The sequence below is a fragment of the Clostridium yunnanense genome, assembly GCF_016595795.1.
In the GTDB taxonomy this organism is placed as follows: domain Bacteria; phylum Bacillota; class Clostridia; order Clostridiales; family Clostridiaceae; genus Clostridium_AR; species Clostridium_AR yunnanense.
This window is the reverse complement of sequence record NZ_JAENHN010000053.1, coordinates 129,118-142,793: the sequence shown is the minus strand read 5'-3', so window position 1 is coordinate 142,793 and position 13,676 is coordinate 129,118. Positions and strand designations below refer to the sequence as shown.

The following is a 13,676-nucleotide window of genomic DNA, read 5'->3' as shown; positions in this document are numbered from 1 at the left end:
AGGAGGATTGTGATGGATTATACTCAATTAAGTGCACTTCAACTAGATGCACTTAAAGAAGTAAGCAATATTGGTGCAGGGAATGCAGCAACTGCTCTTTCTCAATTGTTAAACAGAAAAATTGACATGACAGTTCCAAATGTTAAGGTAATAGATTTTATGGATATTTATAATTTTGTTTCTGAGGAAGAATTGGTGGCGGCGGTACTAGTAAAAGTACTAGGCGATGCACCAGGAAATATATTATTTGTATTTGAAAAATCTATAGCTTCTAATATAATAGAAGTACTGACTGGAATGAAGGAAGATGAGTTTAGCGAGATGGGAAATTCAGTGCTATGTGAAATAGGTAATATTATTTCTGCAGCATATATGAATGCAATAGCAAGACTTACAAACTTAAGCATTATGCCATCAGTTCCGGCTGTGGCCTTTGATATGCTAAGTGCGATACTAAGCTCTACTTTTGTAGAGTCAGCACAGTATTCAGATAGTGTATTGGAAATAGAAACAATGCTATTAGGCGAAGATTCGGAAAATATTGGTGGACATTTTTACTTTGTCCCAAATCCTGGATCTTTAGAAAAAATATTAAATTCGATAGGCGTAATATAGATAGGGGGATTCTAAATGGCTAGAGTATTAATTGTTGATGACGCAGCATTTATGAGAATGATGATAAAGGATATTCTTGAAAAGAATGGATTTGAGGTTGTAGGTGAAGCAAGTAATGGAATTAAAGCTGTAGAGCTTTATAAGAAGGAAAAACCAGATGTAGTAACTATGGATATAACAATGCCAGATATGGATGGAATTGAAGCAGTTAAAAACATCAAAGCATTTGATCCAGCAGCTAAGGTAATAATGTGCAGTGCCATGGGCCAACAAGGTATGGTTATGGATGCAATAAGAGCAGGTGCAAAAGATTTTATAGTAAAACCATTCCAAGCAGATAGAGTGTTAGAAGCAATCAAAAAAGCGATTGGTTAATAAGGGGGCATGAAAATGCAAGTTGTTGTTTTTAAGATTAGTGATGAACTTTTTGCTGTAGAAACATCTAAAGTTCAGAGTATTACTGATATGACAGAAGTGACTAAAGTACCAAAAGCCCCAGAGCACATTAGAGGACTTATAAACCTTAGAGGTAGTATAATACCTCTACTGGATATAAATCTACTACTTAATATACCGAAGTCATCAAAAGCTCAAAGTAACATAATAATATTGAATGTTGATGATGAACAAGTAGGTATATCTGTTGATGAGGTTGAAGAGGTTTTAGAAATTGATGAAAAGCTTATTCAAAGACTTGAGAATGAAAAATATCAAAGCTATGTAAAAGGTATAGTGAATTTCGATGATAAACTAGTTACATTAGTAGATATAAGTAAAATACTAAAAATTTAATTAGTGAAGTGAGGTAAGCGTATGGCAGATGTATTATCACAAAGTGAAATAGACGCCCTATTGTCTGCCTTGTCTGCTGGAGAGCTTGAGCCAGAGGAATTGCAAAAAGATGAAGAAAAACAAAAAGTGAAAGTTTATGACTTTAGAAGTCCTCAAAAGTTTTCTAAAGAGCATATAAGGACACTTGAACTTATACATGATAATTTTGCAAGAATAATATCTAATTTTCTTACTGCTCAGGTAAGAAAGAATACAAAGGTTAAGATAGAAAACATAGAGCAGGTAACCTATGAAGAATTTATTCATAGTGTGTCAAATCCAACTACACTGCTTTTGTTTAAAATGCCACCTTTAAATGGTTCAATTCTTTTTGAGATGAATCCTAGTTTCTCCTTTCAAGTTATTGATATACTGTTAGGAGGAACGGGAGAGAGAAGACATGTAAGTAAAGAGTTTACGGATATAGATAAAAATATAATTACTCAAGTAGCAACAGGAGTGCTATCAAACCTAAAGCTTGCTTGGGAAGATGTCATGGATGTTGATATAGAAGTAGAAAGTTTAGAAACTAATCCTGCTTTAAACCAAACATTAGCACCAAATGAACCAGTAGCATTAATAACTTTTTCAGTGGAAATGGGTAAGAGTAATACTTTTATAAATCTTTGTATACCTTATTTAAGCATTGAAAAGATTCTTGATAAGCTAGTGATGCAAAACTGGTTCCAAGCAGGTGCTGATGACGATCTTGAACATACAAGACATGATCTAGAAAAAAGATTAGATGTCGTAGATGTAAATGTTAAGGTAGAACTTGGTAGTACAGAAATTAGCATTGATGATTTCTTACGATTGGTGACAGGTGATGTGATTAAGCTTGATAACAAGTATAATAGTCCTGTAACAGTAGTAGTTGAAGACGAAAAATGTTACCTGGCCAAACCAGGTATAGTTGGTAAAAATATGGGAGTAGCCATACTTGACATTATAGGTAAGGATGTGGAAGATTATGAGTAATGGATTTCTTACACAAGAAGAGATAGATTCTTTGTTGAATGGTCCATCAACACCAGCCGAATCCACAACAGGTAACACTGAAGAAAGTATTTCAGATATAGATAAAGATCTGTTAGGTGAGATAGGGAATATTTCAATGGGTTCAGCTTCAACAGCTCTTTCCCAAATAATCAATCAGTCGGTTAATATTACTACTCCAGTAGTAAGTACAACAACCTTGGGAGAGCTAAAAGAGCAATTTCATATTCCTAATATAGTACTTGAAGTAGAATATACCTCAGGAATATTAGGTAAAAATATATTAATAATGCAAATTAGTGATGCTGCAGTAATAGCTAACCTTATGATGGGTGGAGATGGTACTGTAAATACTACAGAATTATCAGAAATAGAACTAAGTGCAGTACAGGAAGCGATGAATCAGATGATTGGTTCTGCAGCAACCTCAATGGCTACTATGTTTGCAAGAGAAGTAAATATATCACCACCTATTTCAAAGACTTGGGATGAAGAAAATGAACCAGTTTCTGAAGGAATTAATGATGACGATATTTTAGTTAAAGTATCCTTCAAACTAACAATTGGCGATTTGGTAGATAGTAACATAATGCAGTTATTACCACTAAAAACAGCTAAAAAGATTGTTTCAATAATGATGGGGGAAGAGCAGAAAAGTGAACCAGTGCCTGAGCAACCTAAAGTGCAAGAAAGAGCACCACAACAGGAAGTAAGAGCAGCTAGTAATCCTGAACCATCTAATACATATCATGCCCAAGAAAGTCACAATGACTATAATCACTTTGTACAAGAGAAACCTATATATCAAGAGCAAAGAACTCCTGTAGAAGTTCATCAAGCATCTTTTGATAATTTAGCTTCAAGTCCTTCAGGTCCAGCACATAAAAATATAGATTTAATATTAGATGTTCCATTAGAAATATCTGTGGTTCTTGGTAGAACTAAAAAAAGTATTAAAGATATTCTATCTCTAAGTAATGGATCATTAATTGAACTAGATAAAGTTGCTGATGAACCTGTAGAAATTTTAGTAAATGGCAAAAGGGTAGCTTTTGGTGAAGTTGTGGTAGTTGATGAAAACTTTGGAGTTAGAATCACAAGTATAGTAAGTAACGCAGAGAGAATAAAGTCTTTGAAGTGATAAAAAGCACTGTTCCTGAATCAAGCAGGAAAGTGCTTTTTATTATTTTGAAGACATAAAGCACTGTGTTGAAATTAAATAGTTAAACATCCAATGCTTTAATGAGCATACGCAAAGAATTAATATGATTTTTTCATATTCCATGGCTAAAACTGTAAACTCACTACGTTCGAACAGTACAGTTTTTAACGCCATTACATCTGACAAAATCATTTAATTCTAATAGCTAGCTCATATAGCATCTCCTGTTTAACCATTTAATTTCAATGATATTGTTAAACAGAAACTAATATTGATATAAATTAATATATGTTTAACTGGATAAATAACTTGAATTAAATACTCAAACATATATATTAAAGCTATAATATATAAGTTTGAGTAAAAAAATAAAATAAACTTTAGGAGTTTTGGAAATAATAAAATTGTTAATATTTTGTTAATAAACTATAGATTTTTCTAACAGGTTCATAATAAGGTATAGGATGTCAAAAATGACACTTAAAATGAATTTAGATAATTAGGAATTTTTTACAAATATAAAAACTAAGTATAAACTAATTTATTCATTGCACGATAATATAAGTAGTGAATACAGTACAGTGGAGGTAAGGTATGAATATTAAAGGAGTAGGACCAACTAGAAATGTAATTGATATATATAATGTGAATAAAGTAAAAGCAACTCAAAAAGCTGAAAGTGTTAAAAAAGATAGCTTAGAAATATCAGGTGCAGCTAGAGCTTTAAGTAACTTTTCTTTAGGAGATGATGTAATGCCTAGAAGTGAAAAGGTAGAAGAATTAAGAATGCAAGTTGCAAATGGAACATATAAACCAAACAATGAGAAAATAGCACAATCAATGATTAATTCTATAAGTGAAGGAAGGGTTTAAAATGTACGAAGAGCTTATTAATGTAATACTTAGTGAAAAAGAAGCGCTTAATAAGCTTCTTTCGTTACTAGATAATCAGTATTCGTTTATATTGAAAAAAGATATATTTGGATTAGATGATGTTGCAAACAAAATACAAGCTTGTAATAAAGATATAGCAGAAGAAGAAGTCAAAAGAAGAAAGCTTGTTGGAAGCAATTCAATGAAAGAAGTTGTATTTTCTTCAGGAAACGAAAGCTTGGAAGAGAGTTATAGAGATATTTTAAAGCTTTTAGAAGCGGTGAGACTTCAGAAGGATACAAATGATTTGCTCTTAAAGCAGCAACTTTCATATACTAATCAAATGTTAACTTATATAAATCCGAACAGAGAAATGAAAACTTATAATTCATACGGAAAAATGTCAAGGTAGTAGGGGGAGAAAAGATGTCAGGTTTATTTTCAACATTTAATATAGCAAAAAGCGGTATGTCAGTTCAGCAAAAATCTATTGATGTAACTTCGCATAATATAGCAAACGCTAATACAGCAGGATACTCTAGACAAAGAGCAATCATAGAAACTACAAGACCACAATCTTTAGGTGGCATGGAGGCAGGACAACTTGGAACAGGAGCTCAGGTTTCCACAGTTGAGAGAATAAGAGATACTTTCTTAGATTATCAAGTAAGAAATGAGACTAGTATATCTGGGCAATATAGTACTAGAGAGAGTTTTTTAAGCCAGATTGAAGATGTTTTTACAGAACCATCTGATACGGGTATATCGTCATTAATGGGTAAGTTCTTTGATTCATGGCAACAATTGTCCAAGCAACCCCAAAGTTCAAACGCAAGAACTGTGGTTGTTCAGCAAACATTAGCTCTTACAGATGCACTAAATCATACATATACGCAACTTAAAGATTTAAAAAATAATGCTCAAAGTCTTATAAAGAATACTGTTACAGATATGAATAGTACTTTAAATCAGATTGGGCAACTAAATAAAGAAATAATAAGTGTTAAAAATGCTGGAGATACACCTAATGACTTAATGGATAAAAGAGATCTACTAATAGATCAGTTATCTAGCAAATTTAACTTAAATATAGATAAGAAAGCTTTTGAAGGAATTAATCTAAAACCTGCAGATGTTAATGGTATGAAGGCCCCGGAACTTGTTAAAGCAGATGGAGATACTGAGGTTGCTAGATTTTCATATATAAGCAGTATGGAAAAAGATCCAACTGATGATTCTGGTACTACTTATAAGATAACTTATTACAAGCTTGGAAATATGGATAATGAAAACAATAAACAAACAATAACTTTGACTAATGTGAGTCCTGATCAGGCAAAAGAGATTGAACAAACAAGAGTTATATGGGCAAATAGTAATGGGGTTGCTACTAAAGCAGATGGATATCCTTTAAGAGATGGCTCTGTTGTGGATGTACAAGAACTTAAGTTATTTTCTCCAGCATCAGGAGAAGTAAAGGGAAATGTAACAATACAAAAAGATATTGATAACTACATAGATCAAGTAAATAAGTTAGCTAAATCTATAGCTTTTACAGTTAATGCTGTACATAGTGGTATGTCAAGTGCAACTACTAATGGATTCCCTGATAAAGATTATATGCCTTTATTCGTAAATAAATCAGTTGCTAAATATAGCGTTAATGGTCAGATGATAAATCTTGATGATACACTAAAGAATGAAACAGAAATAACAGCTGAAAATATAACGGTAAATAAAGAAATTCTTAGTGATGTTATGAAATTAAAGACAAAAACAAGAGATTCTAACTTTGCGTATGCTTCACAAAATACAGTTGATGGTGAAGGTGATGGAGCTAGAGCATTGGCTATAGCACAGCTTAAGAACAATCTAATTGCTATTCAAGATATTGGAACTACCGTGAAGTCAAGAGCAGACCTTTTCGATATGTCAAAAGGAAAAGCAATACTAAAGGATAATGGGTTAGCAATCGAAAATAATAATAATGGAACAACTTTAGAAGCGTATTTTAAAGATACAATAGATAAATTAGGTGTACAAGCTCAAGAAGCATCAAGAATGGTAACCAACCAACAGCAACTTTTAGATTCATTAAATCAAACTAAAGACAGTGTGTCGGGAGTTTCACTTGATGAAGAAATGGCAAATTTAGTACAATTTCAACATGCATACAGTGCAAATGCAAAGGTTATTGCTACAGTGGACGAGCTTCTTGATGTAGTAGTTAATGGATTAAAGAGATAGAAAAGGAGTATTTAAATGAGAGTAACTAATAGAATGTTGTCAAATAACTTCTTAAGTGATATGAGAACAAACCTTAATAGTATGAAAACACTTCAGTCTCAATTATCATCAGGTAAAGAGATAAGAAGACCATCAGATGACCCTTTTAAAGTTGCAAGAGCAATGCAGCTTAATTCAGATATATCTGCCAATAAGCAGTACAATGAAAATATAAGTGATACTATAAATTGGTTAGATGCGACAGATACTTCATTAGATCAAGTGACTCAAACTTTTCAAAGAATTAGAGAGCTTACAATATCCTCAGGAAATGCTGCATATGGATCTGATGAAAGAAGAGCTATAAAAGATGAATTAAACCAGAAGGTATCGGAAATAGCACAAATATTGAATTCAAATTTTGATGGGAAGTATGTTTTTGGAGGAAGCAAAGCAACTTCAAAACCATTAGGAGTAAAGGACTTTGATGCAAACGGAAATAAAGGATTATTCTTTGCAGGAAAAGAAGGAGAAGAGCTTTCTATAAATTCTACTGATATAATAATGTCAAGCCAAATGGATATGATAAAGACTAAGTTACCAGTGGAAATATCAAAAGGTGTAACGATGGATTACAATGTAAGTGCATACGATGTGTTAAATTTCACAAGTGAAAAAGGAAAACAAATAAATGTTAGCAATTTGTTGAATAATATAATTAGTAACCTAGATTCAGCTTCTCCTGATGCACAAAGCAAACTTATAGGAGAAAATCTAAATGATCTAACTGCTGCAGCAAGTAATATACTAAAAATCAGAGCAGAAGTTGGAGCAAAGCAAAATAGAATGGAATCAGCTAAAGACAAAAATACTGAAGAAAATTTTAATTTAACCGAAGTATTAGCTAATACTGAAGATATAGATATAACTCAAAAAACGATGGAATACAGTACAATGCAGACGGTGTATATGGCATCACTGCAGACAAGTGCAAAAATAATTCAGCCTTCTCTCATGGATTACTTGAGATAGGAGCATTGGAGGGGATTTTATGAAACTAGAGACTAAATACCACGGTATATTAAATTATGAAGAAGAAGATATAATAACTTTTGCTAAAGGATTACCTGGTCTTCAAGAGTTGAAAAAGTTTATACTTGTTGATTTTGAAGAAAACCCAGTTTTTAAGATACTTCATTCTATAGAGAATAAGGAAATAGGATTGGTCACAGTTTCCCCCTTCGATGTGGTGAATGAATATGAATTTGAGCTGAAAGATTTTATTATAGAAAAACTTAAAATAGAAGATTCCAGTGACGTACTAGTTTTGAATACTGTGACACTAAGTACTAAAGCTGAAAATATTACTACAAACTTAAAAGCGCCAATAATAATAAATATAAAATCAAAGCTTGGGGAACAAATAATCGTAGATAATTCAAAGTATATGGTTAAACATCCTCTACTAAGGAGTGAGTAATATGTTAGTGCTAACTAGAAAGAAAGGTCAATCACTACTCATTGGTGATGATATCGAAATTTCAGTAATCAAACTAGACGACGGAAGTGTAAAGCTTGCAATAAATGCACCAAGGGAATTAAGTATTTTAAGAAAAGAACTTGTTAAAGAAGTTGAAGATGAGAATAAGAATGCTACTATAGTTGATTTAAGTGTTCTCAAAAGTCTCAATAAATAGAGGTGTATGTGTATGGAGTTAAGAGTTAATCAAGGAAGTGGAACTAACACTAATGTAGAAGTGGCTAGTCAACCAAAGCCAATAACAACTGATATATCTATACAAGAAGATAAAAAAACATTAGATACTAAAGATAAAAATGATGGTCATGAAATAAAAAAAGCAGTTGAGAAGCTAAACAAGTTTCTTGAAGGTGATAATGCACATGCAGTATATGAAATGCATGATAAATTTAAAAGTGACTTGATGATTAAAATAATTGACGATAAAACAAAAGAGGTACTAATGGAAGTGCCTCCTAAAAAGATTTTGGACATGGTTGCCAAGCTATGTGAACTTGTTGGGGTTGTTTTTGATAAGAAAGCATAGGGATAGTTAAGTATTTAGGAGGAATCTATATGGAATATAAACTAAATAAAATAGATACCGACCTAAGAGAAAAGCTCAAAGAACAGACTAGGGATGGTAAGGTTCATGCTAAGGATGGAATAAAAATAGAAACACATGTTGATAGCTATAAATATAGGGAACCTGGTAAGGGTAAAAAGAAAGACAAGCATAAAGAAGAGTCCTTTAAAGAATTTGTTAAGGAACAAAAATTAGTTACAGTTGATGGATATAAAGCTGATACTGTTGAGGTAGAAGTTACAAAAGAGAAGGACTCGAAAGAAAACTATAGAGGAATATTTATAGATGTTAAAAAATAGGAGGATATTATGTACGGAAATAATGGTTATAATGTATATAAAAATAATAGTGTAAATTATGCATCCAAAGAACAATTACTACTAATGCTAGTTGACGGAGCTGTAAAATACTCAAAAATAGGTAGGCAAGCTATCCTAGATAAAGATGTAAAAAAAGCTAACGATAATATAAAGAGAACACAAGATATATTTACAGAACTTATGATTAGTTTAGATCCCAATGCTGGTGAATGGGCAAAACAAATTTTTTCAGTATATGAATTTATAAATTATCAGTTAATGCAAGCTAATATAAAGAAAGATATTGAAATAATGGATACAGTTATACCGCTAATTGAAGAAGTTAGAGATACATGGTATGAAGCTGATAAGCTAGCAAAGGTAGCTAAATAGTATGGTTGAGTTAAGAGAACAGCTCTTAAGGTATAAAGAAATAACTGATAGTATGATTTCTTCTATAAAAGAAGAAAATGAAGAAAAATTTAAACAGTTAGTTATGGACAAGCAACTGTTAATAAACTCTATAAATGAAGCAAGCCAAAATTCTATTGCGTTTAAAGAAATTGCTGATGAGCTTAGACTTATGGAACAAGATCAAAATTTACATAATTTAATAGAACAAAAAAAGCTTGAAATAAAAAGTGAAATAAAAAAAATAGATGATAAGAAGAATGCCACAAATGCATATAATAATGCTTTTAGAGGGTATAACTTTATAAATAAAAAGATTTAAAATGAGAGGTGATTGTTTTGAACGTATCAAGTACATCAAGTAATAGTAGCAGTAGCACAAATTATGGCAGACTTACAGGTCTTGCAACAGGGCTAGATACTGATGGAATGGTAAAACAAGCATTAGCAGGAGATCAAACAAAAATAGATGGTGCAAAGCAGGAGTTACAATATACGAAATGGCAGCAAGAAGCTTATGTAGGATTTATTAAGGATATTAAGGAGTTTAATAACTACTTTGATATATTAAAGCCGGAAAATATGATGCTATCTGGATCTTATACTGGAACAACGGCATCTTCGACTTTATCAAGTGGGGTTGATGGGAGTAATTATTTAACTGCTACCACATTGCCAGGTGCAATTAAAGGAAACTATGAAGTTCAAATAAATAGTTTGGCTAAAAGTGCAGCCATGAATTGGTCTTTTAATTCAATAGAGACACCAGTTGCGTCAATAGATTCAGCTAAATGGAGTGGAAAAACTATTGAGTTTAGTGTCAATGGGTCAAGCACTCCTATTAATATAACTTTGGGAGCTATTGATCCAAATGCTACTGTTGATGATGTGAAAGATGCAATTAACACAGCTATTTCTGCAAATGGTACTTTGGCTGGAAAGGTTTCTGTAAGTTACAATAGTGATAACACTAATATGGTGTTTTCAATTTCTGATAATAATATTACTCTAAGTGGGACTAATATTGAGCCGTTATCTCCCTTGATAGGAAAAAATACAGGAGATACAAAGCTATCTGATTTAGGCATTGATTCGAGTGGATTTGACCTAACTATTGCTGGTAAAACGTTCAATATTGCTGTAGACAAAGCACAATCGATAAATGATTTTGTAGATACAATGAAAAATGCTTTATCTGGAAATGAGTCTTTATCTAAGTATGTTAATATAAGTTATAGTGAATTAACAAAAAAATTAACTATTGAAACCAAAGACACTGGTTCAAATACTGCTTTTTCTATTTCCCCATCATCTGGGGCTACGGCTGGTAACATAGTAAGTTTATTTGGAAAGGCTGGAACTAACACAGGTGTGAATGCTTCTGTATCAATTAAAGCGCCTGGAGAAACAAGTTTTGTTGCGATAACCAAGAGTTCTAATAATTTTGCAATAGATGGTATTAAATATAATTTAGTAGCTGCAAAACCAGGAGATACAATAAACTTAAATGTTAAATCAGATGCTTCGGCGCAAGTGGATAAATTTAAAAAGTTTGTTGATAAATATAATGAGCTTATAGATAAAATAAATACTAAGATAAGTGAAAAGAAAAACTATGACTATAAGCCTTTAACTGATGCACAAAAGTCAACTATGACAGAAAGTCAAGTAACTGCATGGGAGACAAAGGCTAAAGAAGGGATACTAAGAAGAGATAACTATCTTACAGGTATTGTGTCTAAATTAAGACAATGTGTTTACGATACAGTTCAAGGGGCTGGGATAAATGTTGCTGAGATAGGTATTACAACTACATCTAATTACATGGATGGTGGTAAATTAGTTGTAGATGAAACTAAGCTAAAATCAGCTTTGGAAAATAAAGGGGACTTGGTTCAAAAGCTATTTACACAAAGCTCTACCACTTACCAAAATAAGGGTATATTCCAAAAGTTTAAGGATGCAATAAATGATGCAGTTGGCACTGATGGAACTCTTATAAAGAAAGCTGGATATATAAATACTAGATGGGTAAGTGAAAATGATATGTCTAAGAGTATTGCAACTAAGAATGCTAAAATAAAGGATATGCAATCCATGATGACACAGAAGCAACAAAGGCTATATTCGATGTATGCTGCTTTAGAACAAAATATGAATAAACTTAATTCGCAAAGCACTTGGTTATCATCATCGTTAGGTTCACAATAAAGATTGATAAGGTTAATAGCATACGTAGAAAAGATTCTAATACTTAATATTAGAATCTTTTTTTGCATTAAAATATAGAGTTGAATTTGCCTATTTAGCTCTTAGAGTTACAAAAATTTTATAAGATATTATTTCTGCACATATATTACTTAATAATTTATATCAAATATGAATTAGAAGAGTAGATATAAAAGAATGAAGCTTGTTGTTACGAAAAAAGTGGACTTATTTGCCAGTGTCAAAAGTATAAAGTATTATATTATTATTGCGATTAATATAGTATGAAGATAAATTAAAATAATTTTAAATTATAAATCTATTTATTTTTGTATGTTAATAAGATAATGAAAAAAATTAGCTGCAAAATATAAAGTATTATATAAATCAAACGATTAATATAGTATGAAGATAAATTACTAATAGATAATAGTTATAAATTTATTAAGTTATCTGAATGTTTATAAAATAAAGAAAATATTTTATAAACTCACTAAAAAAGTATAAAGTATTATATAAATCAAACGATTAATATAATATAAGGATGAAACACTAATGAACAAGGATTGTAAGTTAGGATCATCTAAAGGTAAAAAAAGAAACAAAAAAGTTTTAAAAAAGTAGTAAAGTATCATACAAAAGTAACGATAATATAGTATAAGGGTGAAAAACACTACTTAAAACAAAAAACATTAAAGTAACAAACTTAAAGTGGTAGTAAGTTCAAAGAACTTAACTATAAATAAAATTATTGGACATGGATGTCCGTCAAAATCAGGGAGGGTTTTATAATGATAATCAATCACAATCTTAATGCAATGAATGCTCACAGAAACATGACTTCTAACACAAGTAATGCTGGAAAGTCAATGGAGAAACTATCTTCAGGTCTTAGAATAAACAGAGCTGGAGATGACGCAGCTGGACTAGCAATATCTGAAAAGATGAGAGGCCAGATCAGAGGTCTTGATCAAGGCGCAAGAAATGCACAAGATGGTATTTCTCTAATCCAAACAGCAGAAGGTGCATTAAACGAAACACATTCAATACTACAAAGAATGAGAGAACTTTCAGTTCAATCATCAACTGCAACAGTTACTGCTGACGATAGATCTGCAATGGACAAAGAATTCCAACAATTAAAAGGTGAAGTTGACAGAATTGGTGATCAAACACAGTTTAATACAATGGATCTTTTAAAAGGTGGATTTGGAGCTTCATCATCAGGCGGAGCTAACATAGTTGCTGCAAAAGGTATTACAGATTACAACATAGGTGGAGCACAAGCTGGTTCAGTAGCATTTACATCAGCAGCTGGTACAAACACAGGAGTTAAATTAACAGCAGTATTTACAGATGCAGGCGGAAACAGTACAACTCAAGTTTTAGATGATGTAGCTGTTCCAACAGGAGCAGATACAAAGACAATAAGTTTTGATAAATTAGGAGTTAGCTTTACAGCAAATAACTCATTAGCAACTGGTTCCTTTGGTGGTGCTGCCGACGATACAATAACTATAACAACTGCAGCTGCAAAGTTCCAAGTAGGTGCGAATAAAGACCAAACAATAGACTTATCAATAAGAAATATGAAAGCAACTGGTTCAGTATTAAACTTAGGAGCAAATGATGTATTGACTCAAACTAAAGCTCAAACTTCTATTCAATCATTAGATAATGCTATAAAGGAAGTTTCAACTGAAAGAGCAAACCTAGGTTCAGTACAAAACAGACTAGAACATACAATTGCTAACTTAAACACTGCAAGTGAAAACTTAAGTGCATCTGAATCAAGAATCAGAGACGTTGATATGGCTAAGGAAATGATGAATTTCTCTAAGAACAACATACTTAGCCAGGCTGCACAAGCAATGCTTGGACAAGCTAACCAACAACCTCAAGGAGTGCTTCAATTACTAAGATAGTAATTTAGTTAGGATATTATAGATA

At 31.9% G+C, this 13,676-nt stretch carries 18 protein-coding genes; 17 read left to right on the top strand and 1 reads right to left on the bottom strand.

Annotation, left to right across the window (positions count from 1 at the left end):
• Positions 1-12 precede the first annotated feature (12 nt).
• The 5 genes from JHL18_RS20275 to fliY are packed head-to-tail and all read left to right on the top strand — an operon-like array spanning position 13 to position 3,583.
• Positions 13-615, top strand: a complete 603-nt coding sequence (locus JHL18_RS20275) for a chemotaxis protein CheC (RefSeq protein WP_200272619.1) — start codon at positions 13-15, stop codon at positions 613-615.
• A gap of 15 nt (positions 616-630) precedes the next feature.
• Entirely contained in the window at positions 631-990 is a 360-nt protein-coding gene (locus JHL18_RS20270) for a response regulator (RefSeq protein ID WP_128212445.1), read from the top strand.
• A gap of 15 nt (positions 991-1,005) precedes the next feature.
• Positions 1,006-1,407 (top strand): chemotaxis protein CheW, encoded by a 402-nt coding sequence (locus JHL18_RS20265; protein ID WP_200272617.1) that lies wholly within the window; start codon positions 1,006-1,008, stop codon positions 1,405-1,407.
• Positions 1,408-1,428: 21 nt separating this feature from the next.
• Positions 1,429-2,424, top strand: coding sequence for a flagellar motor switch protein FliM (gene fliM / locus JHL18_RS20260; RefSeq protein WP_200272615.1), 996 nt, complete (start codon positions 1,429-1,431; stop codon positions 2,422-2,424).
• The gene (gene fliY / locus JHL18_RS20255) at positions 2,417-3,583 is read left to right on the top strand and encodes a flagellar motor switch phosphatase FliY (RefSeq protein ID WP_200272613.1); all 1,167 of its coding nucleotides are present in this window, start codon (positions 2,417-2,419) and stop codon (positions 3,581-3,583) included. The genes fliM and fliY overlap by 8 nt, the downstream gene beginning before the upstream one ends.
• A 42-nt stretch (positions 3,584-3,625) precedes the next feature.
• Here fliY and JHL18_RS20250 read toward each other — a convergent pair whose 3' ends face one another.
• Positions 3,626-3,796, bottom strand: coding sequence for a hypothetical protein (locus JHL18_RS20250; protein ID WP_207753069.1), 171 nt, complete (start codon positions 3,794-3,796; stop codon positions 3,626-3,628).
• Positions 3,797-4,198: 402 nt separating this feature from the next.
• Here JHL18_RS20250 and flgM point away from each other — a divergent pair, with 402 nt between their 5' ends.
• The 12 genes from flgM to JHL18_RS20190 all read left to right on the top strand — a co-directional run bounded on the left by flgM (position 4,199) and on the right by JHL18_RS20190 (position 13,651).
• The gene (gene flgM / locus JHL18_RS20245; protein ID WP_200272609.1) at positions 4,199-4,477 is read left to right on the top strand and encodes a flagellar biosynthesis anti-sigma factor FlgM; all 279 of its coding nucleotides are present in this window, start codon (positions 4,199-4,201) and stop codon (positions 4,475-4,477) included.
• Position 4,478: 1 nt separating this feature from the next.
• On the top strand, positions 4,479-4,889 hold the full coding sequence (locus JHL18_RS20240) for a flagellar protein FlgN (protein WP_200272607.1): 411 nt from the start codon (positions 4,479-4,481) through the stop codon (positions 4,887-4,889).
• Between the two features lie 14 nt (positions 4,890-4,903).
• Positions 4,904-6,724: a flagellar hook-associated protein FlgK gene (gene flgK, locus JHL18_RS20235; protein ID WP_200272605.1), complete on the top strand. Its 1,821-nt coding sequence runs from the start codon at positions 4,904-4,906 to the stop codon at positions 6,722-6,724.
• A gap of 15 nt (positions 6,725-6,739) precedes the next feature.
• Positions 6,740-7,735, top strand: a complete 996-nt coding sequence (gene flgL / locus JHL18_RS20230) for a flagellar hook-associated protein FlgL (protein WP_200272603.1) — start codon at positions 6,740-6,742, stop codon at positions 7,733-7,735.
• A gap of 19 nt (positions 7,736-7,754) precedes the next feature.
• Positions 7,755-8,183, top strand: coding sequence for a flagellar assembly protein FliW (fliW, locus tag JHL18_RS20225; protein ID WP_200272601.1), 429 nt, complete (start codon positions 7,755-7,757; stop codon positions 8,181-8,183).
• A gap of 1 nt (position 8,184) precedes the next feature.
• On the top strand, positions 8,185-8,400 hold the full coding sequence (csrA, locus tag JHL18_RS20220) for a carbon storage regulator CsrA (protein ID WP_200272599.1): 216 nt from the start codon (positions 8,185-8,187) through the stop codon (positions 8,398-8,400).
• A gap of 12 nt (positions 8,401-8,412) precedes the next feature.
• Complete coding sequence (locus JHL18_RS20215; protein WP_200272597.1) at positions 8,413-8,769, top strand: flagellar protein FlaG; 357 nt, start codon at positions 8,413-8,415, stop codon at positions 8,767-8,769.
• Between the two features lie 29 nt (positions 8,770-8,798).
• A complete protein-coding gene (locus JHL18_RS20210) occupies positions 8,799-9,107 on the top strand; it encodes a hypothetical protein (protein ID WP_200272595.1) in 309 nt (102 codons plus the stop codon).
• 9 nt (positions 9,108-9,116) lie between these two features.
• Positions 9,117-9,500, top strand: a complete 384-nt coding sequence (gene fliS / locus JHL18_RS20205) for a flagellar export chaperone FliS (RefSeq protein ID WP_200272594.1) — start codon at positions 9,117-9,119, stop codon at positions 9,498-9,500.
• 1 nt (position 9,501) lies between these two features.
• Positions 9,502-9,840, top strand: coding sequence for a flagellar protein FliT (locus JHL18_RS20200; RefSeq protein ID WP_200272592.1), 339 nt, complete (start codon positions 9,502-9,504; stop codon positions 9,838-9,840).
• A gap of 17 nt (positions 9,841-9,857) precedes the next feature.
• Positions 9,858-11,729: a flagellar filament capping protein FliD gene (gene fliD, locus JHL18_RS20195; RefSeq protein ID WP_200272590.1), complete on the top strand. Its 1,872-nt coding sequence runs from the start codon at positions 9,858-9,860 to the stop codon at positions 11,727-11,729.
• A gap of 788 nt (positions 11,730-12,517) precedes the next feature.
• Positions 12,518-13,651, top strand: a complete 1,134-nt coding sequence (locus JHL18_RS20190; RefSeq protein WP_200272588.1) for a flagellin N-terminal helical domain-containing protein — start codon at positions 12,518-12,520, stop codon at positions 13,649-13,651.
• The last annotated feature ends 25 nt before the right edge of the window (positions 13,652-13,676 follow it).

Coding starts and splice junctions, on each gene's coding strand:
- flgL (WP_200272603.1), top strand. CDS start 6,740: ATGAGAGTAACTAATAGAATGTTGTCAAATAACTTCTTAAGTGATATG.
- fliS (WP_200272594.1), top strand. CDS start 9,117: ATGTACGGAAATAATGGTTATAATGTATATAAAAATAATAGTGTAAAT.
- csrA (WP_200272599.1), top strand. CDS start 8,185: ATGTTAGTGCTAACTAGAAAGAAAGGTCAATCACTACTCATTGGTGAT.
- JHL18_RS20250 (WP_207753069.1), bottom strand. CDS start 3,796: ATGATTTTGTCAGATGTAATGGCGTTAAAAACTGTACTGTTCGAACGT.
- JHL18_RS20270 (WP_128212445.1), top strand. CDS start 631: ATGGCTAGAGTATTAATTGTTGATGACGCAGCATTTATGAGAATGATG.
- fliW (WP_200272601.1), top strand. CDS start 7,755: ATGAAACTAGAGACTAAATACCACGGTATATTAAATTATGAAGAAGAA.
- JHL18_RS20190 (WP_200272588.1), top strand. CDS start 12,518: ATGATAATCAATCACAATCTTAATGCAATGAATGCTCACAGAAACATG.
- fliM (WP_200272615.1), top strand. CDS start 1,429: ATGGCAGATGTATTATCACAAAGTGAAATAGACGCCCTATTGTCTGCC.
- fliY (WP_200272613.1), top strand. CDS start 2,417: ATGAGTAATGGATTTCTTACACAAGAAGAGATAGATTCTTTGTTGAAT.
- JHL18_RS20210 (WP_200272595.1), top strand. CDS start 8,799: ATGGAATATAAACTAAATAAAATAGATACCGACCTAAGAGAAAAGCTC.
- JHL18_RS20200 (WP_200272592.1), top strand. CDS start 9,502: ATGGTTGAGTTAAGAGAACAGCTCTTAAGGTATAAAGAAATAACTGAT.
- flgK (WP_200272605.1), top strand. CDS start 4,904: ATGTCAGGTTTATTTTCAACATTTAATATAGCAAAAAGCGGTATGTCA.
- JHL18_RS20240 (WP_200272607.1), top strand. CDS start 4,479: ATGTACGAAGAGCTTATTAATGTAATACTTAGTGAAAAAGAAGCGCTT.
- JHL18_RS20215 (WP_200272597.1), top strand. CDS start 8,413: ATGGAGTTAAGAGTTAATCAAGGAAGTGGAACTAACACTAATGTAGAA.
- JHL18_RS20265 (WP_200272617.1), top strand. CDS start 1,006: ATGCAAGTTGTTGTTTTTAAGATTAGTGATGAACTTTTTGCTGTAGAA.
- JHL18_RS20275 (WP_200272619.1), top strand. CDS start 13: ATGGATTATACTCAATTAAGTGCACTTCAACTAGATGCACTTAAAGAA.
- flgM (WP_200272609.1), top strand. CDS start 4,199: ATGAATATTAAAGGAGTAGGACCAACTAGAAATGTAATTGATATATAT.